Source organism: Desulfatibacillum aliphaticivorans DSM 15576, from assembly GCF_000429905.1.
Taxonomy (GTDB): Bacteria; Desulfobacterota; Desulfobacteria; order Desulfobacterales; family Desulfatibacillaceae; genus Desulfatibacillum; species Desulfatibacillum aliphaticivorans.
In genome coordinates, this window is the sequence record NZ_AUCT01000027.1 from 57,856 (window position 1) to 81,395 (window position 23,540).

General features: G+C 56.5%; 15 protein-coding genes. 8 read left to right on the forward strand and 7 right to left on the reverse strand.

The window, feature by feature from the left end; translation table 11 throughout:
• The first annotated feature begins 71 nt into the window (after nucleotides 1–71).
• The gene (locus G491_RS34350; RefSeq protein WP_015949553.1) at nucleotides 72–1,277 is read left to right on the forward strand and encodes a P-loop NTPase; all 1,206 of its coding nucleotides are present in this window, start codon (nucleotides 72–74) and stop codon (nucleotides 1,275–1,277) included.
• A 37-nt stretch (nucleotides 1,278–1,314) separates the two neighbouring features.
• Here the strand turns inward: G491_RS34350 and G491_RS31825 are convergent, their stop codons facing one another.
• The 6 genes from G491_RS31825 to G491_RS31830 all read right to left on the reverse strand — a co-directional run bounded on the left by G491_RS31825 (nucleotide 1,315) and on the right by G491_RS31830 (nucleotide 10,319).
• Nucleotides 1,315–2,124 carry a CoB--CoM heterodisulfide reductase iron-sulfur subunit B family protein gene (locus G491_RS31825; protein ID WP_051327426.1) on the reverse strand — a complete coding sequence of 270 codons (810 nt, stop codon included), beginning with the start codon at nucleotides 2,122–2,124 and terminating at the stop codon, nucleotides 1,315–1,317.
• Nucleotides 2,121–3,938, reverse strand: coding sequence for a 4Fe-4S dicluster domain-containing protein (locus G491_RS0121120; RefSeq protein WP_157468455.1), 1,818 nt, complete (start codon nucleotides 3,936–3,938; stop codon nucleotides 2,121–2,123). Before G491_RS0121120 ends, G491_RS31825 begins: the two co-directional genes overlap by 4 nt.
• A gap of 479 nt (nucleotides 3,939–4,417) precedes the next feature.
• On the reverse strand, nucleotides 4,418–4,819 hold the full coding sequence (locus G491_RS0121125) for a DUF8058 family membrane protein (RefSeq protein WP_028315984.1): 402 nt from the start codon (nucleotides 4,817–4,819) through the stop codon (nucleotides 4,418–4,420).
• 41 nt (nucleotides 4,820–4,860) lie between these two features.
• The gene (locus G491_RS0121130) at nucleotides 4,861–5,979 is read right to left on the reverse strand and encodes an acyl-CoA dehydrogenase family protein (RefSeq protein WP_028315985.1); all 1,119 of its coding nucleotides are present in this window, start codon (nucleotides 5,977–5,979) and stop codon (nucleotides 4,861–4,863) included.
• Between the two features lie 12 nt (nucleotides 5,980–5,991).
• On the reverse strand, nucleotides 5,992–7,404 hold the full coding sequence (locus G491_RS0121135) for a DUF3999 domain-containing protein (protein ID WP_028315986.1): 1,413 nt from the start codon (nucleotides 7,402–7,404) through the stop codon (nucleotides 5,992–5,994).
• Nucleotides 7,401–10,319 (reverse strand): DUF2339 domain-containing protein, encoded by a 2,919-nt coding sequence (locus tag G491_RS31830; protein ID WP_157468458.1) that lies wholly within the window; start codon nucleotides 10,317–10,319, stop codon nucleotides 7,401–7,403. Before G491_RS31830 ends, G491_RS0121135 begins: the two co-directional genes overlap by 4 nt.
• 330 nt (nucleotides 10,320–10,649) lie before the next feature.
• Between G491_RS31830 and G491_RS0121145 the strand changes: the two genes are divergently transcribed.
• The 7 genes from G491_RS0121145 to G491_RS0121175 all read left to right on the forward strand — a co-directional run bounded on the left by G491_RS0121145 (nucleotide 10,650) and on the right by G491_RS0121175 (nucleotide 21,810).
• A complete protein-coding gene (locus tag G491_RS0121145) occupies nucleotides 10,650–11,264 on the forward strand; it encodes a TetR/AcrR family transcriptional regulator (protein WP_028315987.1) in 615 nt (204 codons plus the stop codon).
• Nucleotides 11,265–11,339: 75 nt separating this feature from the next.
• Nucleotides 11,340–13,346: an NAD(P)/FAD-dependent oxidoreductase gene (locus G491_RS0121150; RefSeq protein ID WP_028315988.1), complete on the forward strand. Its 2,007-nt coding sequence runs from the start codon at nucleotides 11,340–11,342 to the stop codon at nucleotides 13,344–13,346.
• A gap of 409 nt (nucleotides 13,347–13,755) precedes the next feature.
• Entirely contained in the window at nucleotides 13,756–15,603 is a 1,848-nt protein-coding gene (locus G491_RS0121155) for an acyl-CoA dehydrogenase (RefSeq protein WP_028315989.1), read from the forward strand.
• Nucleotides 15,604–15,858: 255 nt separating this feature from the next.
• A complete protein-coding gene (locus G491_RS35600) occupies nucleotides 15,859–16,089 on the forward strand; it encodes a hypothetical protein (protein WP_028315990.1) in 231 nt (76 codons plus the stop codon).
• A gap of 174 nt (nucleotides 16,090–16,263) precedes the next feature.
• Nucleotides 16,264–20,469 (forward strand): acyl-CoA dehydratase activase, encoded by a 4,206-nt coding sequence (locus tag G491_RS0121165; protein WP_028315991.1) that lies wholly within the window; start codon nucleotides 16,264–16,266, stop codon nucleotides 20,467–20,469.
• Nucleotides 20,466–21,278, forward strand: a complete 813-nt coding sequence (locus G491_RS0121170) for an alpha/beta hydrolase (RefSeq protein WP_028315992.1) — start codon at nucleotides 20,466–20,468, stop codon at nucleotides 21,276–21,278. The genes G491_RS0121165 and G491_RS0121170 overlap by 4 nt, the downstream gene beginning before the upstream one ends.
• The gene (locus G491_RS0121175; RefSeq protein WP_169829489.1) at nucleotides 21,268–21,810 is read left to right on the forward strand and encodes a hypothetical protein; all 543 of its coding nucleotides are present in this window, start codon (nucleotides 21,268–21,270) and stop codon (nucleotides 21,808–21,810) included. Before G491_RS0121170 ends, G491_RS0121175 begins: the two co-directional genes overlap by 11 nt.
• Nucleotides 21,811–22,212: 402 nt before the next feature.
• Here G491_RS0121175 and G491_RS0121180 read toward each other — a convergent pair whose 3' ends face one another.
• Complete coding sequence (locus G491_RS0121180; RefSeq protein ID WP_028315994.1) at nucleotides 22,213–23,523, reverse strand: acetyl-CoA C-acyltransferase; 1,311 nt, start codon at nucleotides 23,521–23,523, stop codon at nucleotides 22,213–22,215.
• Nucleotides 23,524–23,540: the final 17 nt, after the last annotated feature.

The following is a 23,540-nucleotide window of genomic DNA, read 5'->3' on the forward strand; positions in this document are numbered from 1 at the left end:
GGGAGGAAATCAGCACGTCCCGCCCTAAATGCGGGGCTGTTTTACACATATTCAAAAAATCAGGAAGTTACATGAACAGCGCCTCTATCGATATTTCGGCGGACAAGCTGCGCCAGATGCGTGCTGCCTGCGCTTGTCTCTTTTCGCCTCGTCAAGCAAATGACGATGTCTTTTTACGCTCCCTTGACATGGAGCAAGTGCGCAAGGCCTTCCGGGAAAAAGCCCGGCATTGCCACCCTGACCTGCATCGGGGGGAATCCAGCCTGGCCGCGGCGCGATGGTCCGAGCAATTCATGAGAGCCCGTCAGGCCTACGAGCTGATTATCGACTGCATTCCCAAAGAGGAGACGGCGGTCCGGAGGCCTCTCCCCAGGATCATCGCCGTGGGCGGCGCAAAGGGCGGCATAGGAAAAAGCATCCTGGCCGCCAATCTGGGCGTGCATTTGGCGCGTTTGGGCCGAAAGACCGTTGTGGTGGACCTGGACCTGGGCGGCGCCAACCTGCATTTGTACATGGGCATGACTCGCATGCAGCGCAGCATCAACGATTATTTGGATCGGACCGCCCCGACCCTGGAAAGCATCATGGCGCAGACCAAGCACGGCCCCTGGCTGATCGGCGGGGACAGCTCCCGGCTGGGCGCCGGAAACATTCCGTTTGCGGTCAAGATGCGCCTGATCAAGGCCATCAAAAGCCTGGACGCGGATCACGTCATCCTGGACCTGGGCGGCGACACCTCCTTCAATGTCATGGATTTTTTCCTGTCCGCGGACCGGGGCCTGGTTTTGACCACCTGCGATCCCGCGTCCTATTTGGAGGCCTACAATTTCATCAAGGTTGGGCTTTTCAGGAAGTTGAACCGGATTTTCGGAGAGGAAAATCCCGTCCCTGCAAAACGGTATAAGCCTCTGGAGGAATTGATTCGCACGGCGACCATGCCCAAGGGGGACCAAAAAGCCTGCACGGTGACCGACATCCTGTCCCGGGTGGAGTCCCAGCAGCCGGCCTACGCCCAGGCAGTCAGAAAAGCGGTCTCCGGGTACAGCCCGTTTTTGGCAATCAACCGGGAGAATCGGCCCGCCAAGACCCAGAACGTGGTGGACAGGATCAGGGAGGTTTCCCGAAAAATGTTGAACATCGACGTCCAGTACTCCGGCTGCCTTCCCAACGGGGAGGAAGTGGAAAACAGCGCCCGCTGCCTGGTTCCGGTTCTCTCCCAATGCCCCCACGGCGAGTACAGCAAAGGCGTTCAGGCCCTGGCCGCCCGGTTAGCCTAAAAAGGCATACGCTGGATGGGCTGCCGCGCCCGAAACTTTAGATTTTGAGGCCCAGCGCCCGGCAGAAAAAGACGGCGTAATTCACCAGAGCGGGATATGGGGCATTCCCGGGGCCGGCGGGTTGAGTTTTCAACACATCCTCAAAAAACAGATGGCAAAAAGGGCACACGGTGCAAAGTATATCAGCTCCGGAGTTTGCAGCGTTTTCCAGCTTGCCCCTGGCTAGTTTCAGAGCCAGGTCGCGGTCTGCGCCCAGTACAGGAGCGCCGCAGCAATCCATTTTACGGCTCCATTCAATGGGCGTGGCGCCTGTCGCCGCGGCCATTTCGTCCAGGATGGTCGGGACAAAAGGATCATCAAAACCCATGACGTTTGCCGGGCGTATAAGATGACATCCATAGTGGCAGGCCGCCTTCGAATCCTCCATGGGCCTGACAACCTTTCCGGCTATTCCGTCCGGCCCGGCGGCGGCGGCGATCACAGCCAGGGCATGCTCCACACGCACCCGCCCCCGGTACTCCAGGTTTTCCTGCGCCAGGACCTTGTTCACTTCGTCAGCCATGGCGGAATCCCGGGCCAGCCTGTCCTTTGCCATGCGCAGGCTGTGGTAGCAACATGCGCAAAGAGTCGCAATGTCCATTTGCTTTTTTTCAGCCAGGGCGAGATTTCGGGCCGCGGCAGTCAACCAAGCCCTGGTGTTGAGTTTTTTTACGGGATATCCGCAGCAGGTAAACTCCCTGAGGTCTGCAAGCTCAATGGAAAAGGCCCCCAGAAGGGCGTGGATTGCCGCGTTTGTTTCAGGCATCTGAAAGGGGATGTTGCATCCGCCGAAATAGGCGTATTTCATTGTTGATCCTCCCTTTTACCCGGCCTGAAAACAAGCTTGGCTGGACAAGAGTCAGCGGCTTCGCTTCGGGAGTCATATTCCGCCCCGGCCGTGTTGAGAGCGATGTTCCTGAGTTCGATCAGGGCGTCTGCTACCTGCACTCCCGCCGGACATACGTCCTGGCAGCGATAGCAACTGAGACAGGACCAAAGCATGCCCGCGCCTAAAGCCATATCCACCCGTCCCAGCCCTATGGCCCTGATGATCTGGGAAGGCATCAGGCCGAGCGTTTCAGCTGGATTGTCGCACAGGCCGGGAACCGGGCAGGCGTTGGTGCACATCTCGCACCCCATGCATCTGGCCGCCGTGGCGCCCGGGAGGGTTTTGTCCATAAGGCTTTTCAGAGAATTTTTGGGATTCTTTTTCCCCAGCTTAATCGGTCCGGGGTCGGAACCGGACCATCCGTAGGATGCAGCCTCCCTTGTCCTTTGGATAAGACCCGTTAAAGCTCCGTCAGAGTCAATGCCCGTAGACAAGGAAGGATGAAAGGAAAGCGGAGACAAAAGCGAAAAATCCACGTCTTTTTGCTGGAACAACAGCCCGCGCGTGGACTTCCATATCTGCTTGAGTTGAATGCCGGCCGGGCAGACGTTGGAGCATTTGTCGCAGCAAGTGCAAAGCGTAAGCCCTGTGCCAAACGTGCATTTCTCCTGCTCGGTCAATTTGTGCAGCCCGCCTTTGAGCATGCGGATTTTTTCCGAGGGCAAAATGCAGTCGTTCCCTGTCAGAGAATGAAGCACAGCCATGGATTCGTTAAGATTGCAGGCGGAACAGTGCACGCATGCGTCAAGCTCTATGGCCCGGATTGTGGCTGCGTTCGCGGGATGCACCCGCTCCCAGTCGGTCACTGAGTTGATCAGCAGAGAAAGAGGCGTGGAAAAAACATGAAACAACTTGGTAAAAGGCAGGGAGGCAAGCCCGGCAAGGCAAAGTCCCACATGCAGCCAGTAAAAAAAGCTGACGGCGCCCGGTCCGTTGGCCCTGGAAGCAGCCGGTCCAATGGCCTTTGCCAGAAGATAGCCTGCCGGAGCCCACTTATTGGAAACATGGCAGGACATGCAATAAGATTCATGCACGTAAAAACCGTCTTCCGCCAGTCCCGGATCATGGGTCCGCCCGGCGGAAGCAAGGGCGTTGTTTTTCTCCCAATAAACCCTCAGGGCCAGTATGTCTTCTGCGTCATCATCAGGGTCAAGGCCCGCCCAGTTTTCAACCATGTCCATAAAAACATAATGGGAGCTTATCTTCACGGATTCCAGCAGAAATCCGGAAAGCATGACTAAAATCAGCAAGGCCAGGAGCGCCAAGTCGTCTCTCCCGGTCTTCATGCGGGGCTGACGGGAGCAGATGCGGCGGCAAAAGGCCATGCTCAGTCCGGCAAGAACCATCAGCCCGGTTAGCTCGCGAAGAAAAAACAAGGGATTAAGACAAATGTAGTCCGGGCCGAACAAAGGCTCTGCGAATATGCTTCCCAATGCGTGAAACGCCAAAAGCCAGATAAATCCCCAAAAAATCATCATATGGGAAACCCACCTATACAGGCTTTGACGCAAAATTTTTCTCTGGAAAAGGACGTCCAGGAAAAAGACTTTGACCAGAACAAGCAGCTTAAGGCTGAAGAATGCGCTCCCCAGGCCCACGACGGATGCTGCAAGCCGCTTGAGAAAGGATGACTTGTCTTCCTCCCACGCGTCCTTGCCGAACCAGGAGCCGACTTTATAGGCCCCTCCCGCGACAAACACGGCCAGGCTGATCAACGTTAATGTGTTCAACACTGTTTGAGCATACCTCCTACGGATTATTGTAAATTACCGCCGGGACTCTCTTTTTCCCATTTTTCTCCACGGAGGTCCAGAATGTTATAGTGCAATAAGCCGGCCGAATGGGCGTGCGACCGCACAAAATTATATAAAACAAGATAATACGAACGTTTCAATTTTAGGAGCCGCCCGTCAAAAAGTCAATAACTCGTAAAGATAAAGACAATGATGTTTAGTATGAACAGTTTCAATGATTACTCAAAACACAGAGAGGGGCCTGAAAAGCAAAAGTTAGGTTTTCGCCCCCACGCGACAGCAGCATCGCAAAAAAACTACTGCGCGGCGCGGGCTGACAGCATGGGAACGAGTTCGAAAAAACATGAACCACGGAACACACGGAAGGCGCCGAAAGGTCGTTTTCTGTGTTTTCCGTGTCTTCCGTGGTTAATATGACAGTTTCTTGGGTTTCGGAAGTTAGTTTTTGACCAACAAAGTTAACAGCTTATTGGCTTCCCCAGGCGCACGGCCATGGCTGTTCCCAACCCCACGCACCAGGCGTTGATGAACATGTTGGGCAGGGATTCACCAAGCCCCATGGCGTACATGCCGTTTTGGATGTTGAAGGAAAAGTCTATCAATCCCAAAAAAAGCAGCCCGCCCGCGCTTATCAGGCCTAATGTCCGGCCCTTTGGTGAGCCTTTCAGCAAAAGGATTCCCGAGGCGATCAGGCCCAGGCAAAGCACTCCGTCCGGCAAGGGAAAGGAATGCTCAAAGGCAAAGTAGCCGTCGGGCGGGTTTTCCGGCGCCAGTCCGACCGTGAAAAAAGCGATCCAAAAACAAATAATTCCCGCGCCGGTAATGATCTGCAGCACAGCCAAGGCCTTTGGTTTTTCCATTTCATCCCCCCGGATTATGTTGTTTTTAAGTCTGGCTCAACTTAAATCAAAGCCGCTTTCCCCATCATTTTTTGCTTGATTTTGGAAACGTTTCCCGCAATGCGGCCGGAAAAAATCAGGTCGTGCAGGGTCACGGCCAGTTCGCTTCCTTCCTCCGGATTCACGTCCTCCAAAATGCCGAGAGCCACTTTCAAAGCCTTTTTGGACATAAAGCGGAACGAAACCGGAATCATGGCCAGGTCCGGATCGGGCTCTCCTTTTTCCAGTTTTTCCGCGCCGTATAGGGCCAGGGCGAACAGGCCTTTGCACAGGGAAAGATAAAGCCCCAGGGCTTCCAGCTTATCGTCCGAAGGCGCTCCGGCCTTTTTTAACTGCTCGGCCAGCAATTCCCCAATGCGGTCCATGCCGCCGCACACAGGCCCCATCATCAAAATGTCTTCGGTATCCCGGAAGGCTTTGACGATGGTTTCGTAACCCTGGTTAAAAGGCCCAAGCACGGCGCTTTCAGGAACCTTGCACGCTTCCAGGACGATTCCTCCGTGGGGCGACGGCTTGAAAAAGTCCAGAGCCATATTTTCGCCCACGGTCAGGCCAGGAGTCTCGCGGGGAACCAAAAAGGCCGTAAACTGCTTTTTCCCCTCCTTTTCTTCCGTGACTGCAATCACCGCGTACATGCCCGCGATGGGGCCGTTGGTGAGATAGGCCTTTTCCCCCGAGATCACGTAGCTTCCGTCCTCGAAGAGCGCACGGGTTTTCATGTGTTTGGGATGGGCGCCGGTTTTGGGCTCGGAAATGGAAAGGGACATGGTCATTTCTCCCTTTGCCAGCTTAGGCAGCAAATCCTCTTTTTGCTCACGGGATCCCATGTTCATGATAAGAAATTTGGCCGCTGCAAGGTGGAGCATCCACGAAACCGTCAGGCCCAGGCTATGCCCCGCCGCGCCAAGAATACGGCCGCACCGGGCTATGTCGGTGTATCCGCCGCCCTGACCGCCGAATTCCTTGGGAACTCCAATCCCCAGAAGTCCCGCCTCGCCCATGGCCTTCCACAATTCCATAGGGAATTCTTCGGCCTTATACAGTTGGGCTGGGGCGATGCGGCCGGCGGCAAATTCCTTAACGGCTGCTTGCATTTTATTCACAGTTTCGTCGGTTTTCAAAACATAGGCTCCTTACTGCTTGTCAGGCATTTGTCGGGACAGCTTCCAGGCCATAACCGCCACAACGACCGCCCCAAGGCACAAAACAGCCCATAGAATAATGCGTTTCCAGGGCAAAGGGGGCTTGGGCGGCGTTAAAGCGGCTTGGCCCCCCAATTCAAACTGGAGGCTGGCATTGGCGGGCTTAATCAGGTTCGGCATGTTATCGGGGGAAAGGCCCGACAGCAAAGGATCCACCAGGGCGTCCCCCCTTTTGTATTTAAAACTGCCGAAGGCCAAGGTAAAGGGCGGTTCCCCCTGGGCCACAAAGCATATGGTATGGGGCTGGTATCCGATCTTAAAGCGCGGCAGGCCGGGCCCCATGCCGCCTTCCCCCTGGTTGACCGCCAGCTTCCAATACAGGGCGCCCCGGGGCTCGAACGTAATGGTTTCGCTGGCGATCCGGGTTCCGTCCACGTTCAGGTCGTAAATCAGGCCGGAAAACGTTTTGGTCCACGGCATATCTTCCGCATCCCGGCAAAACAGGCTGGCCTTGACCAGGGTGTTTTTCTGGGGCAAATCCACTTGCACGCTTTGGACCGGAAAACGTCCGGGGCATTGAAACAGATACTCCTGGGGCTCCTCCCCGCGCACCGCCTGCAAATCCATGGTTCGCGCCTTGGGTTCCGTTTTGGTCACCTTTTTACGGTCCTTGCGAAAACGCGCCGTGACTTTATCCAGGACAGCCCCATCCTTGCCCTTGGGCCAGGTCAGTTTGAGATACTTGTCCATGGGTTCCGGGAGCGGGATTTCGTTGCGAATCAGTTTGTGCTCGCCGAAAGTCATGTCTGCCAGGGCCGCGTCATGGGCGATCCTGCGCCAATTGGACAGGTCCGAACTGGCGTAAACGTCCACCTTGGATACAAACCCGTTTTCGGTGTGGGACCATTCCAGGGTCAGTCTATCCAGGCGTTTTTGCCGGTCGGCGCTGTTATCCATAAAAGCCGAGACGTCCAGGATATAATAGGAGACGTAGGAATCCTCGCCCGCCTGGGCGCCGCCGTTAATATTCACCAGGGCGCCTTTGCCGTCGGTTTCAATATGGATGTTTACGGACGACTCCCTGCCGTCTGCCGTCGCCAACACGGGAAAAAGAGGCAGAGCGTTTTCCGTGTACACGGGCTTGAGGCTTTTCACCTCGGACGGGCTTTTCAGCAGCGTGTGGGGAACCACCTGCTCGCCGCCGTTGAAAATGCGGAGATCTCCCAAAGCCGGGTCCACGATCCAGTGGTACACCTCGTCCGGGGTTTCAAACCGGTAAATCGCCGATTCCCCCGGAGTCTCCAGGGCGATTCCATAGGCGAAATCATTGGGTGCAGGCTGGCAAAAGCCGGTTGCAGCCAGGGCCAGGAAAAATATCAATGCGGTTTTTACAAGCGTCTTCATAAATTGTCATCCTTGATTTGCTGGGGAGGCAACGGCGCCGTGTATCCGATGACCACCATGAGAATTCCCGACCCGATAAAGGACGCCACCCTCCACAACGCGCCTGAATGGGAGAGGTCCACAGTGATGAGTTTGAGCGTTACCACGCCAATCAGGCCCGCACCGGCGAACCATACGATTCGCCAGCCCTTTTTGCTGGCTGCGCCGGTCAGGGCCACGGCCCATAGTGTCCAGAACAGGGAAAGGGCCATCTGGAACAGCATGGAGTCCCACAGCCTGTTAAAACGGATGTCCGCGAAATTCACCACGGACCTGCAGAGAACCGCGTTGCTCACAATAAAAATCAACAGCCCTAAAAACCCAAAGCAAAGAATTTTAAACCCATGGTCGTCCACCGTTTTCCAGGGGCTTTGCTTGAAGCCCGCGGCCGCAACGCATAAAATAGTCAGCACAAAGGCCTGGGTAAGCTCCAGGGGGTTGACCACCGGGATATAAGGCAGGGGAGTGGGATCACCCGGATGCACAATGGCGGCGATGCACCATAGGAGGCAAAAGGCCAGGATCGGCCAAAGTACGCCTCCCCGATAAAAGGATCTGTTCCAGGAAACCGGCCAGCCGAGGCTGTTTCCTTGAAAGAGCAGCAATCCGGCGAATAGGCCGGGAATCAAGCCCCAGGCAACCATGGGCCAGACCTTGGCCCCATTGACCAATTCATCCAGGCCCCAAGAGGCCTGGGACGCCAAAAGGAGGATGACCAGCCAGCAGCCCAAAGCGTGCCATATTTTGGAGGCTTTTTCCGGAGCTTCGCCCTCGTGCTGCTTTAAAATAAAATACAAGACCGCCAGGGCGCAGGGCCACGCCGCCCAGCCCAGCTTGGCTAATGGGTTGTCATGGTAGAAGCCCTTGTCCAGTCCAAGCCAGTAGAACAAGGTCAGGGCGGGTGCGAATCCAACGAGCGCATAGCCCATGGCTTTCCAATCCAGTTTTTTGATGAGTGCATGCATGGCCAGAGCCGTGGCTGTTATAAACAACAGGGCCATGTTGGCCGTGTAGGAGGCGGCCTCCCAATAGTCCATGGTGTGAGGAATATGCAGTTCCACCTCCCGCAGGCCTCCGGCCAGCCACCATAAAACGCCCCAGGCCAATAAGACGAGGTGCAGGGGCTTTTCCATCTCCCCTGCTGCGTCTTTATGTTTGTAATAAAAATAGGATGAAAACAACCCGCCCAGAGCCACAAAGGCGAAGCCCAGGCAGTCGCTGTTCACCACCGGCGTCAAATGGCGGGAATGCCCCAGGTTTTCCACCAGGAAAATGGCTCCGGCCAATTGCAGCAAGAAACCAAAGAAACGGGCGAACACCCGGTTCTGGCGAATGCCTATCCAGATCAATCCGGCCCCTTCAAAGGCGTAAATGGCGGAGGTCCACTTGCCGCTAAGCCCCAAAGGAATCGCCAGACTCACAAAGACCACGCATAAGGCCAGGAACGATTCCGTAAGCACCTGGAGCCCCGGAATTTGCCTTTTCCACAGGGCCTTGGTCAAAATCAGGTAAAAAATGCTGGCGCCCAGAGCCGTATAGGCCAGGCCGTAGGGGATGTGCTTGACAAGAACGGATTGAAAGGCGAAGGCAACGATGGGCGTGCCGAAAACCAGGGTCCCGTCCACAAAGCCCCGCAAATGGACCGGCTGGCGGAGGGCGAACAACACCGCGATGCTCTCGTAAAACACAAAGAATATAATCAGGAAAGGTTCGGTGGAGGCGAAAAGCTCCGGCTTATAGTGATTGGCCCCCCACAATCCGGCCACGCCGAAAGTGAACATAAATCCCAGCAGGTTCAACTCACGCCAGGATTTATACCAGGCCACGCCGAGAATGCCCAAACCCAGGACCGCATAATAGGAAAACAATATGACGTGCTGCCCGGCGCCCGAAGAAGTCAGCACCGGCGCCAGAAAGCCGCCCACCATGCCGATAAAGGCCGTGGCCCGGGCGTCCTGAAAAACCGCCACGGCGCCCATCAATCCCACCAAAACGACCATCAACCCGAAAGCCATGCCCAAAGGCATCAGGTGGTACAGCTTGGCTGCAAAAAACACGGTCATATACAAAATGCCGATGCCGCCGCCCTGAAGCAAAAGCGCAAATCCTCTTCGCCTCTCCCGCAGGCGAAATCCCAGGATGGTCATGGCCATGGCGAGGACGGCCACGGTCATAAACCGGTATTCTATGGCCACGTGATACCGGGTGGTGGCGTACTTGAGCAAAAAGGCCACGCCGAAAAACAGGACGATGATTCCTATCCGGGCCACCACATTACCCGTGGTGAAGAAGTTCCTGATGAATTCGGCCGCCTTGTTCACACCCTGCTCGATGGGGTTGATCGGGCGTCCAGCAGGCGGCTCCTGGGTTGCAACCGCCCTTGCCTGAGGCCTGGGCGGGACGGGAGGCGGCGCCGGCCTGGGAGTCTCTTTGGCATGCTGCTTTTCCATGGTCGCCTGTTTGGCGGCGGCAGGCTTGTCAGCCGGTTTGACAATGGCTTTGGGGGCTTCAAATTGCGGCGTAGGCCGCTGTGCTTCAAGGCCAGGGGAGGGTTCCGGCCGAACGTCTTCCTGCGGTTCGGGCTGGGCCGCCCGGGCCGAAGCCTTCTCCTTTTGCTTGGCTTGCTCCGAACGCATGGCCCTGATGTCTGCCTGCATCTGGGCCAGCCGGGCTTCCAGGGCGCTAATTTTATCAAGCAGCCTCGGGACTCGTCCCAAGATCGCCCCCATGTAGGCGCCTAGTGCAAAGCCGCCCAACCCAAAGACAAAGGCCAGGCTAAAGCCGATATGGAGGACTTCATAACCGATGGCGGCGCCTAACAGGCCGCAAATCAGCATGAATAGCACTCCGAATGATAAGCCGAAGATAATCGCCACGCGCCCTCCTTATTTTTGCCGGGTGAATTGAAAATGAGGAAAATCTCACCCAAGCATATAAAAAACCGCCGTTTTTTGAAAGCCGATTTTTTTCTTTACTGCCACCGAACAAGGCAAACCCCGCCCACCAGTATCGAAATTAGCCTAAAGCGTATTTAACCGGCCAGCCGCGGCATGCAATGCCGGGGGCCGCATGGTCCGGGCGGTCAATTTTTCTGCGCTGAGTTTTTTTGAAGATTCGTTCGTTTTCTTCACTTGACAGGAAGTCGGGTTTTCTTTAGTCTTTCGACCGAGGGTCGAAAATCAACCATGGGTAGGAAAAAACCGTCTATGCCGGAAATGTCTTTCAGACAGCAGAGATATAACGAGAAGCAGCAGCAAATTCTTGAAAACGCCGCGCAGCTTTTTGCGCAGAAAGGCTTTGGAGAGGTTTCCCTGGAGGAAATCGCCGCCAAGCTCCAATTGTCCAAAGCCAGCCTGTATCATTATATAAAAAGCAAGGACGACATTCTGTTTCAACTCCATATGCAGGCCATGACCGAAAGCGCGGACGCGCTGCAGAAAGTCGTGGATTCGGAAGCGCCTTTAGTGGAGAAGCTGCGCAAAGCCATCAGGACGCTGGTGCTTATAGCAACGCGCAACGAGGTGTTGGCCTCCTATAGGATGGAATCCCGGTTTTTGCCGAAAAAGATGCGTCCCCAGGTTGTGGAAAAAAGGGACCAGATTCTGGAATGCATTCAGCAGCTTATTCGGGAAGGGCAGGAAGCGGGCCTGGTCCATTGCAAGGACTGGCGGATATCCGCGTTTGCAGCCATGGGGGCCATGAACTGGGTTCCCATGTGGTACACGCCTTCCGGGCGTCTTTCGCCGGAGGAAATCGCGGATGTCATGGAAGAATTTATTTTCAGGGGGTTTGGGTTCAATGCGGATTCCGCTCCCGAGTAAAAAAGCGCTTAAAAACAGCGGACCGGCAATTTAAGGTTCACGCTTTCCAACCACCAAACAGAGGGGTGATTCATCATGGAACACGTCAAATTATTTGAACCATTCACCATCAAAGGCCTCCAAATCAGCAACCGTACAATGATGCCGGCCATGGGGCTTTTGTACACCACCGACTATAATATGAACAGCCGGCTTAAGGAGTTTTACCTTGAAAGGGCCAGGGGAGGCATCGGCCTTATGACCATCGGCCCCCTGGGGTTTGAGAAGGCGGGCGCGGCGCCTTTTATTGTCGGCCTGTTTGACGATACGAATGTTCCCGCGTTAAGGGAATTAAACGACCAGATTCACGCGGAAACGGAAACCAAAACCGTGGGCCAGCTTTTGCATCAGGGCCGCTACGCTCATTCCATGCTGACCGGTTTGCCGCCTCTTGCACCTTCCGCGCTGGCCAGCGCCATCACCCGGGAAGTTCCCAAGGAAATGACCATCGACGACATCAAGAACACGATTCAGTTGTACGCCGACGCCGCAAAGAGGGTTCAGGACGCCCATTATGACGTGGTGGAAATCCTGGCCTGCACCGGATACCTGATCAACCAGTTCCTGTCTCCCGTGACCAACCACAGGAAAGACGAATACGGCGGTTCCTTTGAAAATCGCACCCGCTTCGGGCGGGAAGTCATCGAAGCGGTCCGCAAGGCGGTTGGCGACGATTATATTGTGGGCTTGCGCATCTCCGGCAACGACTTCATGCCCGGCGGGCACACCAACGAAGAATCCTCCGACTTTGCGGTCATCGCCGAAAAAGCCGGGGTGGATTACGTGAACGTCACCGGCGGCTGGCACGAGACCAACATTCCCCAACTGACCTCCAACGTGCCTTCGGGCGCGTATGTGTACCTGGCCCGGGGCGTCAAGGAAAAGGTCAATGTCCCGGTCATCGCATCCAACCGCATGGGCGATCCCGACGTGGCGGAAAAGGCGCTTCGCTCCGGCGCCTGCGATATGATCTGCTGGGGCCGCCCCATGCTGGCCGACCCCGAACTTCCCAACAAGGTCAAGGAAGGCCGCGAGTGGGAAATCATCCCCTGCATCGCCTGCAACCAGGGCTGCTTCGACATCCTGTTCGGCGGCCAGCCAGTCCGCTGCATCATGAATCCCCGGTGCGGTTTGGAAGAGACGCTGGTGGAGAAGGCCACGGACAGCCCGAAAAAGATTCTGGTGGCCGGCGGCGGCGTGGCCGGCATGCAGTTCGCCCTGACCGCAGCCAGACGCGGCCATGACGTGACCTTGTTCGAGAAACAGGATCATTTGGGCGGTCAGTTGATTTTGGCCATGGCGCCCACGGGCAAGGAGGAATTCGGAAGGATTCTCACAAGCCTTATCGAGCGCATGGACCATTACGGCGTCAAGGTTGTGCTGAACACCGAGCTTACGCCCGATAAGGTCAAAAAGGAAAAGCCCGACGTTCTGGCCGTGGCTTCCGGCGCGCTGCCCATCAACATTCCCGTGCCCGGCGCTGACAAGCCCCACGTGATTCAGGCCTGGGACTACCTTTTGGGCAAGACCCCGCACATCGGCAAAAACGTGGTGGTGGTCGGCGGCAGCGCCACCGGCTGCGAAACCGCCCACACCATCGCCTGCATGGACGTTCCGGACGAAGCCACCCTGGCCTTTTTGACCTATCATCAGGCGGAAACGCCGGAGTACCTCACCGGCTTGTCCCGCAAATCCTTGCGTAACATCACCATCATCGACGTGCTGGACAGAATGGCCACCAACGTGGGCCGCACCAGCAAATGGTCCCTCATGAAGAGCCTCAAGCTCTCGGACGTGACCTTGAAGCCCCAGACCAAGCTGGTGGAAATCAGGGACGACTGCGTGGTGGTGGAAACCCCGGACGGGACGGAAACCATCCCGGCCGACACCGTGGTCATGGCCGTGGGCGCCGCCCCGGTCCGGACCTTGTTTGATGAGTTCAAGAGCGACGGCATGGAAGTCCTGCTTCTGGGCGACGCCAAAGCCACCAGGAACCTGGGCGACGCCGTGCGCGAAGGATACGAAGCCGCCCTGGAGGTGTAATCTATTGACGGATTTAGCCGTCTTGGATGTAAATAAGGGAATCAACTATCGGGAATGAAATTTTTCTTGGCGCCTCCGTCTGTTATGGCTGACAATAAGAAAAATTCCGATGGTGAAGAGGCAGTAAAAACTCCCTCCCCCTTGACGGGGGAGGGTTGGGGTGGGGGTGAGCTTTTTTGAATGCAAGCGTCCCCCCCATCCTGTCCTTCCCCGCCAGGGGGGAAGGGACGAAGCATCCAGGGCGTTGATTTCGATTAGCGCCAAGCCTCTTACTCGGCCTTTGTTCTCGATATTTGGTACACACGGAAAAACTGGAAAGAATGAAAAGCCGCTTTGGCGGCGTAACGATATTGGCGGCGTTTTGTCGTTAATAGGCCTTAATTAAAAACAATAAGAGGAGGATATAGGCATGGCGCAGTATATTGCAGACCGTAGGGATATCGACTTTGTGCTTTTCGAGCAACTGGAAGCGGACAAGCTCTGCGAGCACGAAAAATACGCGGAATTCAACAAAAAAACCTTTGACCTGCTCATCAACGAGGCCAGGAATTATGCGGTCAAGGAAGTCCTGCCCACCCTGACTGAGGGCGATCGGGCCGGCGGAGCCATTTTCGATAACGGCAAGGTTACCGTTCCCGAATGCTACCAAAAGCCTTACAAACTGCTGGTGGAAGGCGAATGGGTCGGCATGACCGAAGATCCGGAAGTGGGCGGTCAGGGATTTCCCCTGACCATTGGCCAGGCTGTGATCGAATACATCATCGGCGCCAACTTCGCTTTTGCAGCCTACGGCTATGCAGGCCACGGCACCGGCAAGATGATCGAAATCTTCGGCACGGACAAGCAAAAGGAATTGTACCTGAAAAAACTCTACTCCGCCGAATGGGGCGGCACCATGGTCTTGACCGAGCCCGAAGCCGGGTCTGACGTGGGCAACCTGTCCACCACGGCCACGCCCAATGACGACGGCACCTACAACATTTCCGGCAACAAGATTTTCATCACAGGCGCCGAGCAGGACCTGACCCCCAACGTCATCCATCCTGTACTGGCCCGCATCGAAGGCGCCCCCAAGGGCACCAAGGGCATCTCCCTGTTCATCGTTCCCAAAATCTGGGTGAACGACGACGGCTCCCTGGGCGAACCCAACGACGTGGTCTGCACGGGCATCGAGCACAAGATGGGCCTCAAGGGCTCCTCCACATGCAGCCTGACCTTCGGCGGCCAGGGCAAATGCAAGGGCGTGCTCTTGGGCGAAGTCAACAAGGGCATGCAGGTCATGTTCCACATGATGAACGAAGCCCGCCTGCTGGTGGGCACCATCGGCGCCTGCAACGCCAGCGCAGCCTACCTGTACGCCGTCAACTACGCCAAGGAACGCGTCCAGGGACGCGACCTGGACGACATGTTCAACCACGACGCAGCTCCCGTAACCATCATCAAGCACCCGGACGTCAGGCGCATGCTCTTGTGGATGAAGGCCCACGTGGACGGCATGCGCAGCCTTTGCTACTACGGCGCCAACCTTTTCGATAAGATCGAACTGGAAACCGACGAAGCCAAAAAGGATTATATGCAGGGCGTCATTGAAATTCTCACGCCCATCATCAAGTCCTACTGCACGGATCGCGGCTTCCAGGTTTGCGGCGAGGCCATCCAGTGCTACGGCGGCTACGGCTACACCCAGGAGTTCCCGGTGGAGCAGATCATGCGCGACTCCAAGATCAACTCCATCTACGAAGGCACCAACGGCATCCAGGCCATGGACCTTTTGGGACGCAAAATGGGCATGAAAAAAGGCGCCTACTTCATCAACCTGCTGTCCGAAATCGGCAAGATCGTGGCCCAGGCCAAGCAGAATCCCGTCCTGGATCAGGACGCCTCCAAGCTGGAAGAGGCCGTCACACGCCTGAGCGAAATCGCCATGCACCTGGGCTCCACCGCCGCTTCCGGCAAGATCAAGGAAGCCTTCTCCTTCGCCACTCCGTTCCAGGAAGTCATGGGCGACGTGGTCATGGGCTGGATGCTCCTGTGGCGGGCCGTCATCGCCGCTCCCAAACTGGACAAGATCGTGGGCGACAAGGACGCCGCCGAAGTGGCCGCCAAGAACAAGGAAGCCGCTTTCTACCTGAGCCAGTTGAAGACGGCCGAATACTTCATCAACTCCATCCTGCCCGGAACCATCGGCAAGATGAACGCCATTGCGAACACCAACGACGCGGTGGTCAGCACCCCCGAAGCCTGCTTTATGGGGTAATATGATGTCGGATGAACCTGCGTACGGAAGTTTTTTCCATTACTCCGGCGCAGGTTCATCCGGATTTGCGATTTTTATCGATCTTTAAACAACGCAGAACCATTCGACCTACGATCTTTCTTTGCAGAGATAACGTTCATGTCCCCCGAAATCCTTCCCTATTGAACCGTGCAGGGCAATGCCGCCTTTGCTTGGGTGGCCCAGGCAGAGCGCGGTATCCTGCCTGGGCGCGGAGCGCAAAAGGGGCGGCCCTAAATGATTTTAGAAATCATGCAAGGCCGCCAAGCGAAAGGCCTTGCCAAAAATCTCGTTCCCATGCTTCGCGTGGGAATGAATATGGAACTCATTGAAATCTATGTGTATTCAGCAGCAGGATTGTTGTCGGGATTCCCCGGGTTTTCATTGCCTCACAGTTTGAAAAAATGTGCTTGCGCCCCCCGGCAGGATACTGCTCTGCCGCGGCCACCCGCTATCAGTTGCGGCTAAACGCCGTCCATGGAGACAAATCCATCCCGGCCAGCCTTACATAAATGTCATTCCTTCATTATTCCACACACGGTAAATATCCGATAAAATTATACTTTAACTTGCAGGGCGGCGGAAAACCCTTTAAGATTACTCCCAACGGATCAAGAACAACTCACGCGGGAGTTATGATAAATGGACACGTGTTTCCTGGGAATAGACGTTGGCTCGGTATCGGTTTCCCTGGCTTTGATTACGAGCGGCAAGGATGTGGTGCAAACCGCCTACGGCTTTCATCACGGCGACGCCGCCGGCTGCCTGAACAAGATCCTGAACGACAATTTCGACCTTTCCGTCGTGGAAGCCATTGCGGCCACCACCTCCACGCCAGGGTTCATCAATGCGGACGCGCGTATCGACAACCGGGTGGCGACCATCGCCGGAACCAGGCTGTTTCACCCGGACGTGCGCTCCATCCTGATTGTGGGCGCGGAGAAATTCGGGCTCATCCATTTTGACGACCAGGGCGACTATTCGGGCTACAAATCCAACACCTCTTGCGCGGCCGGCACGGGCAGCTTTTTGGATCAGCAGGCCAACCGTTTGAACCTGGACGGCATCGAGGACCTGTGCCGGGTGGCCTTGTCCAACCAGGGCGCCATTCCCAAGATCGCCTCCCGGTGCGCGGTCTTCGCCAAGACGGATTTGGTGCACGCCCAGCAGGAGGGGTATTCGTTGCCTGAGATCTGCGATGGCCTGTGCATGGGGCTGGCCAAGAACATCGCCGACACACTGGTTTCAGGAGCGGATCAATTGTGCGAGCCCTTGGTTTTTACGGGCGGCGTGTCCCGGAACAAGGCGGTGCTCGGGCATTTGGAAAGCCTCATGGGCTTGCAGATCACCCCGGACGCCACGGGCGCGTATCCGGCAATCGGCGCCGCCTGCATTCTGGCGGACGAGTATACCGGGTCGGGCCGGTCCCGGCCTCTGGGCGCTTTGTTCAGGGAAAAGGACGAGCTGAAAACATCCTACTTCCCGCCTTTGGAATTGAATTTGTCCACCCATCCCGATTTTTCCGCCCAGGCTTATCTGTATCCCCGGGAAAAGGCAAAAACCCCGGAATCCGTGGAAGTGGACGCTTACACCACGGACCTGCCGGAAAAGCCTTCCCTGACCATCGGCCTGGACATCGGCTCCACCAGCACCAAGGCTGCGTTGATTCTGCCGGACGGGCGGGTTGTTGGAGGGTTTTACACCCGCACTTCGGGCCGGCCTTTGAACGCCGCGCAAAAAGTCTTTCAGGCCGTGGACGATTTTTTGAACCAGTACGCTCCGGACGCAACCATCGCGGGCGCGGCTACCACCGGCTCGGGCCGCAAGTTTATCGGCCAGATTATCGGCGCCGACCTTGTGCTGGACGAGATCACGGCTCATGCCCGGGCTGCGGTTGAGCTTGAGCCGGCCGTGGACACCATCATCGAAATAGGCGGCCAGGATTCCAAGTTCACCTGCCTGAAAAACGGGTCCGTGGTTTTTTCCACCATGAACACCGTGTGCGCGGCCGGCACCGGCTCTTTTGTGGAGGAGCAGGCCCAGCGCCTGGGGTGTCCGCTGCCGGACTACCCGGCCAGGGCCATGGGCTCTCCCGCGCCTGTCACCAGCGACCGGTGCACCGTTTTCATGGAGCGGGACATCAATTACTTTTTGGCTTCGGGCTGCACGCAAAACGAAATGCTGGCTTCCACCCTCCATTCCATTTGCGAGAACTACCTGACCAAGGTAGCCACCGCCAGCAGGATAGGAAAGAAGATCATCTTCACCGGCGCCACGGCCAAGAACAAAGCCCTGGTGGCCGCGTTCGAACAGAAACTTGGCAAGCCCATCATGGTTTCCCGGTATTGCCATTTGACCGGCGCCTTGGGCTGCGCCCTGGCTTTGGCCGACGCACCCGCCCAGGAAACCCGGTTTGCGGGCTTGGATTTGTACAAAAAGGACATCCCCGTGGAGTCCGAGGTCTGCCAGTTGTGCGGCAATAACTGCAAGATCACCAAGGCTGTGGTTAACGGCCGCACAGCGGCTTTCGGATTTTTATGCGGCAGGGATTACGACACCCAAAAAAAGGTGGATTCCAACACCTCCGGCTTTGACTTGTTCAAGGAGCGGAAGCAGATCCACGCTTTTTCCCGGTCCGCCGTACAAGGCCCGGTGGTGGGGATTCCCTCGGCCCTGCATCTGTTCGACGACGTGACCCTGTGGCGCCGGTTTTTCGACCTTTTGGGAATTCGCACGATAACAAGCCAGAACTACAAGACCGCCATCAAGGACGGAAAAAGCCTGTGCCGGACCGACTTTTGCGCGCCCATAACCGCCCTCCACGGTCATGTAAAGCATTTGCTGGATAAGGCCGATTATGTGTTCCTGCCTTTTTATCTGGAGCAAAAGCAGAACACGCGTAAAACCCGGCGGCAGTATTGCTATTACACCCAATACGCTCCGGCCCTGGTCGAGTCCATGGGAAGCCCGGACCGCTTTCTGAGCCCCCTGGTGAATTACCTGTACAGCTCTTGGCACGTTAAAAAGGAGCTTTACGAGGCTGTCAAACGCATCCCTGGAGTGAACGCGGGCTTCATGAAGGTGTCCGAAGCCTATGACCTGGCCCGGGAGGAAAAAACCGCACGCCAAGAGGCCCTGGCCGGCGTATACGAAAAGCAAGCCTCTGCCGCCGACCTGAACGTGGTGCTGTTGGGCCGGCCCTACACCATCCTGAGCCCGGCCATGAACAAGAACATCCCGGACATATTTTCCTCCATGGGCATCAGGACTTTCTATTCGGACATGTTTCCCGCGGAAGGCAAGGACCTGTCCATGGTCAGGGATATCCTGGACAGCCTGCACTGGCATTACGCCTCCAAAATCCTGGAAGCCGCGGCAGCCGTGGCCAAGACCAAAGGGGCTTATCCGGTTTTCGTCACTTCGTTCCGGTGCTCGCCCGACGCCTTTGTGATTGACTATTTCAAGCGGGTTATGGAGGCTTTTGACAAGCCCTACCTGGTGCTGCAACTGGACGAGCACGATTCCGCCGTGGGCTACGAAACCCGCATCGAGGCTGCGGTGCGTTCCTTCCGGACCCATTATGAAGATTCCCGCGAGCAGATATCCGTGCTTCTGCCTCCTTTGTCCGCGCCCCGGGAGGACAAGGTCGGGGACAAGACCCTGGTCATCCCGAATTGGGACCCCATTGCCATGCCTTTGGTTGCGGCCGCGCTTCGGGGCCGGGGCGTTGACGCCCGGCTTTTGGAGGAAAGCGAACCCGTGATTATGAAAAGCATGCGCCACAACTCCGGCCAATGCGTGCCCATGAACGTGATCGCCGAGGAATTCAGGGAATACGTCATCCGCCACAACCTGGACCCTGCCCAGACCCTGCTTTGGGCGCCGGACGGCAAATGGGCCTGCAACCTGGGCGTGTTCCCCCTGTTCCTTAAAGACGCAATCAACAGCATGGGCGGAGGGCTGGAAAAGGCCGGAGTCTACGCCGGGAACGCCTCGTTCCTGGACATTTCGGTGAAAATGCCTCTATCCGTGTACTTGTGCTACATGCTGGGCGGGTTCATCAATCGGGCGGCGTGCTCCATTCGGCCCTATGAATTTGAAAAAGGCCGGACCGACGCCGTCATGGAAAAATCCCTCAGCCTTCTCGCCAAGGCCTTTTATGAAGGCGGCGGGGAATACGAGGCCGCCGCCGAAGTGGTTGAATGGTTCAAGAACATTCCCGTCGACCGCTCGGAAAGCCGCCCCAAAGCGGCTCTTATGGGCGACGTGTACGTGGTGGATAACCACGTCATGAACCAGAACCTGGTCCGCGTGATCGAGGCTGCCGGCGGCGAGGCGGTTACCACGCCCTACAGCTCGCACCTGAAAATGGTGGCCGGCGCCTATTTTCGCCGTTGGTTCAAGGAAGGCATGTATATGAGCGCCATATCCTCCAAGGCATTCCTCACGGCAGCCATGCAGATCGAAAAGAAATACCACCGCTTGTTCAGCCCCTTGCTGGGCGGCGTGAACGAAAATTTTGAGGATTCTTTCGAGGATATCCTGCCCAAATACGGCGCAATCAAGGAAAACACCGGCGAAACCATGGACAATATCGTTAAAGCCTGGTACCTGAAAAAACAGTACCCGGACCTGGCCTTGATCGTCCATACCTCGCCGGCCTTCTGCTGCCCTTCCATGGTGACGGAAGCCCTGGCGCACAGGATCGAAAAAATCACCGGTGTGCCTTTTGTTTCCGTTACGTACGACGGCACCGGCGGCAGCAAGAACGACGCGATTATTCCGTATTTGAAATACCCCAAAACGCAAAAGGCCGAATCCCTCCGGGAGACCAGGAGGAGTTTTTGAAAAGATGGGTTGAAGCGGCGGTCCTGATCCTATTGGCGCTGGTTTTTTACGGCTGCCTCTCCAGCCTTGTCTATCATCCTGACAAGGAAATTTCCTTCACGCCCCAGGAGCTCGGCCTGGAGCATGAGGACCTGTATATAGCGAGCGCTAACGGGAAAAAGATCAACGCCTGGTTTTTTCCTTGCGAAAACGCCCGGGCGGTGGTTCTTTTTTGCCACGGCAACGCAGGGAACATTTCCGAACGCGTTTCCCAGGCCTGGATGTTCCATAAATTGGAGCTGTCCGCCCTGCTTTTTGACTATCAGGGCTTTGGACAAAGCCAGGGCCGGCCTTCGGAACAGGGCACCTTTGACGACGCCCGGGCGGCATGGGATTATTTGGTTCAGGAAAAAGGCTTTCCGCCGGACAGGATAATCGTCTTCGGCAAGTCCCTGGGCGGCGCCGTGGCCATTGAGTTGGCGACCCAGGTAAAGCCCGGCCTTTTGTTTGTGGACTCCTCGTTCACCTCCACCAAGGACGTGGCCAAAGCCCATTATCCCTGGGCGCCCGGCTTTTTGCTCTATAGCTGGAAATACGACAGCCTGTCCCGCATTCCCAATGTGCAGGCGCCGGTCTGCTTTTTCCATAGCAAACAGGATGAGGTTATTCCGTTCAACCAGGGCGAAGCCCTTTTTGACGCCGCGCCTGAGCCCAAAGCCTTTGTAGAGATTTCCGGCTCCCACAACGACGGGTTTATGAAATCCGGCCGCTTGTACACCGACGCGGTGGACGCGTTCATCAAGATGCATATGGGAAAAAATGAGAGTTAGAGTTGTTACCTGTTGGGCGATGCTGTTTCTTTTTTTGGGGGGAGTTTTTCAGGTTTATGCCGAAGACCCCAAGCAGGAAGCCCTGGATCTGCTGGCCGAAGCCCATGGCGAGGAATGCCGGGTGTGCCGGGAGCGCCTTCAGGCCAAGGCCTTTGAAATTTTGGAGCACGTCTACTACCCGGACTTGGAGATTGCGGCTGACGGTGCATGCGTGTTTGTAAAATCGGAGTCGGAAAATCAGCTTGTTCTGACATGCCGGGGCGAGGAAAGAATAGACGATCCCAATTATCCTCTTGTGACGTTTTTGTTCCACACCCAGGACAAGCATTTGGTGGGGATCGATCCTAAAGACTACACCCCGGACGCGGCGGCCCAGACCGTGAACCAAGCCCCGGCCAACGCGCGTTTTCAAGGCAAAATTCAAATTTTAGCCTATCCCTACGGCGACGGGGACGCCTTTAATTTCTACCCTTCCGCCAACCACCTGCAGGTTCATTGCAAACTATTGGAAGTAAAGATTCCGGCTGATTAGAGGAGTTTTTTACTCCTGCCGCAATCATACCGCCGCACCCTTTCATGGGAATGACGGAAAGAGGGTAGCCCGGGCAGAGTAGTATCCTGCCCGGGTGCGTGAGCACATGTAGTTCAACCTTTAGGCATCAAAAGCCGTAAACATTAAATGATTCTAAACTGTTGCCGAAATCGAGTCCTCGGTTCCATTAAGGACCTATAGAACTTGAAGATCAAGGATTCAATCCAGTCCTTACGCCCGCCGACCTTCCCCAACTTCGACATTCTTTTACGGCCGCACCTTTTGTTGCTGAAGCAACCCAGGCAGCCAAACTACGCTGCCTGGGCCGCCCTGGATGTCCAGGCCATAAGCCGGTATCCAGCTTCTTTGGGGGAGTAAATCCAAGATCATCCACGACAACTATTAAACCGCTTCAAGCACCATAGCGCCGGATAGGGCGCCGCCGGCGCAAATGCCCAGCAGGGCCGATTGTTTGCCGGATTCGTGCAATTCGTTGGCCATGGTGGAAATCATCCGGGTTCCTGTGGCGGCGAAGGGATGCCCAAAGGCCAACGATCCGCCCAGGAGGTTGATGTCCTGGGGATCGAGCTTTTTGAAGGCCTTGTCCAGGCCAAGGCGCTGCTGGCAGAACTCGTCGTTTCCGAGCATTTTGATCACGCACAACACCTGGGCTGCGAAAGCCTCATGAATGTCGAAAATATCGATGTCGTCCGCGGTCATGCCCGCCTTGGCCGCTGCCTTGGGCATGGATAAGGCCGGGCCGATAAGCAACTGATCGTTGGGATCCACGGCGTCGTAGGACCAGCTTGTCACCGCCGCCAGTGGAGTGAAGCCCAGAGCCTTGGCTTTTTCCTCGCTCATCATGAGCACGGCGGAGGCGCCGTCGGTGAGCGCGCTGGAATTGCCGGCGGTCAACGTGCCGTCTTCCTTAAAAGCGGGCTTTAACCTGGCCATTTTATCCACCGAAGTATCGCCCCGGAGGATGTTGTCAGCATAGACGGTTTCTCCGTTGGGCGTCTCCACGGGGATGATTTCCTTGGCGAATCGGCCCGCAGCCAGGGCTTTGGCGGCCCGGGAGTGGGATTGCACGGCGAAGGCGTCCTGATCCTCGCGGCTTATCCCATGCATGCCCGCCATTTTTTCCGCGGACTCGCCCATGAGTTCGCCGGTAGTCCTCTCACGGATGCTGGGGCGGGAAGGTACAATATCATTTTTCGGATGAATTTTCGTGAGCAGCTTAAGATAATCCACAGGCGTGGACTTAGCGCTCATAACGACGGGCGCGGCCTTATGCACCAGGGTAGGGGGCATGCGAACCTCCACGTTGGAGGTGGAGTCGCTGCCGCCTGCAATGATCACTTCCGCGTCGCCCCGTTCAATGGACGCGGCGGCCAGGGTCGTGCTTAGCATGCTGGTGGTGCAGGCCCGGGTGACCGTGTAGGATTCCAACGTGTCGGGCAGGCCCACGTCGAAAATGATCTCCCTGCCGATATTCACGGCGATGCCGCCGGGCAGGATGGTGCCGCCCCAGACCAAGCTGTCCAGTTCCTTCCATTCCACGGGAAATTGATTGAGCAGCCCTTTGACGCAGGCGGTTCCCAGGGCGATGGTGTCCAGTTGGGTGAAAGGCCCGAAAGCCCGGATAAACGGGGTGCGCACGCCGCCCACGATGACTGCGCGGCGGGGCTTGGCGGTGTTCTTCTTTGCTGGCATCGGTTTTTGTCTCCCTT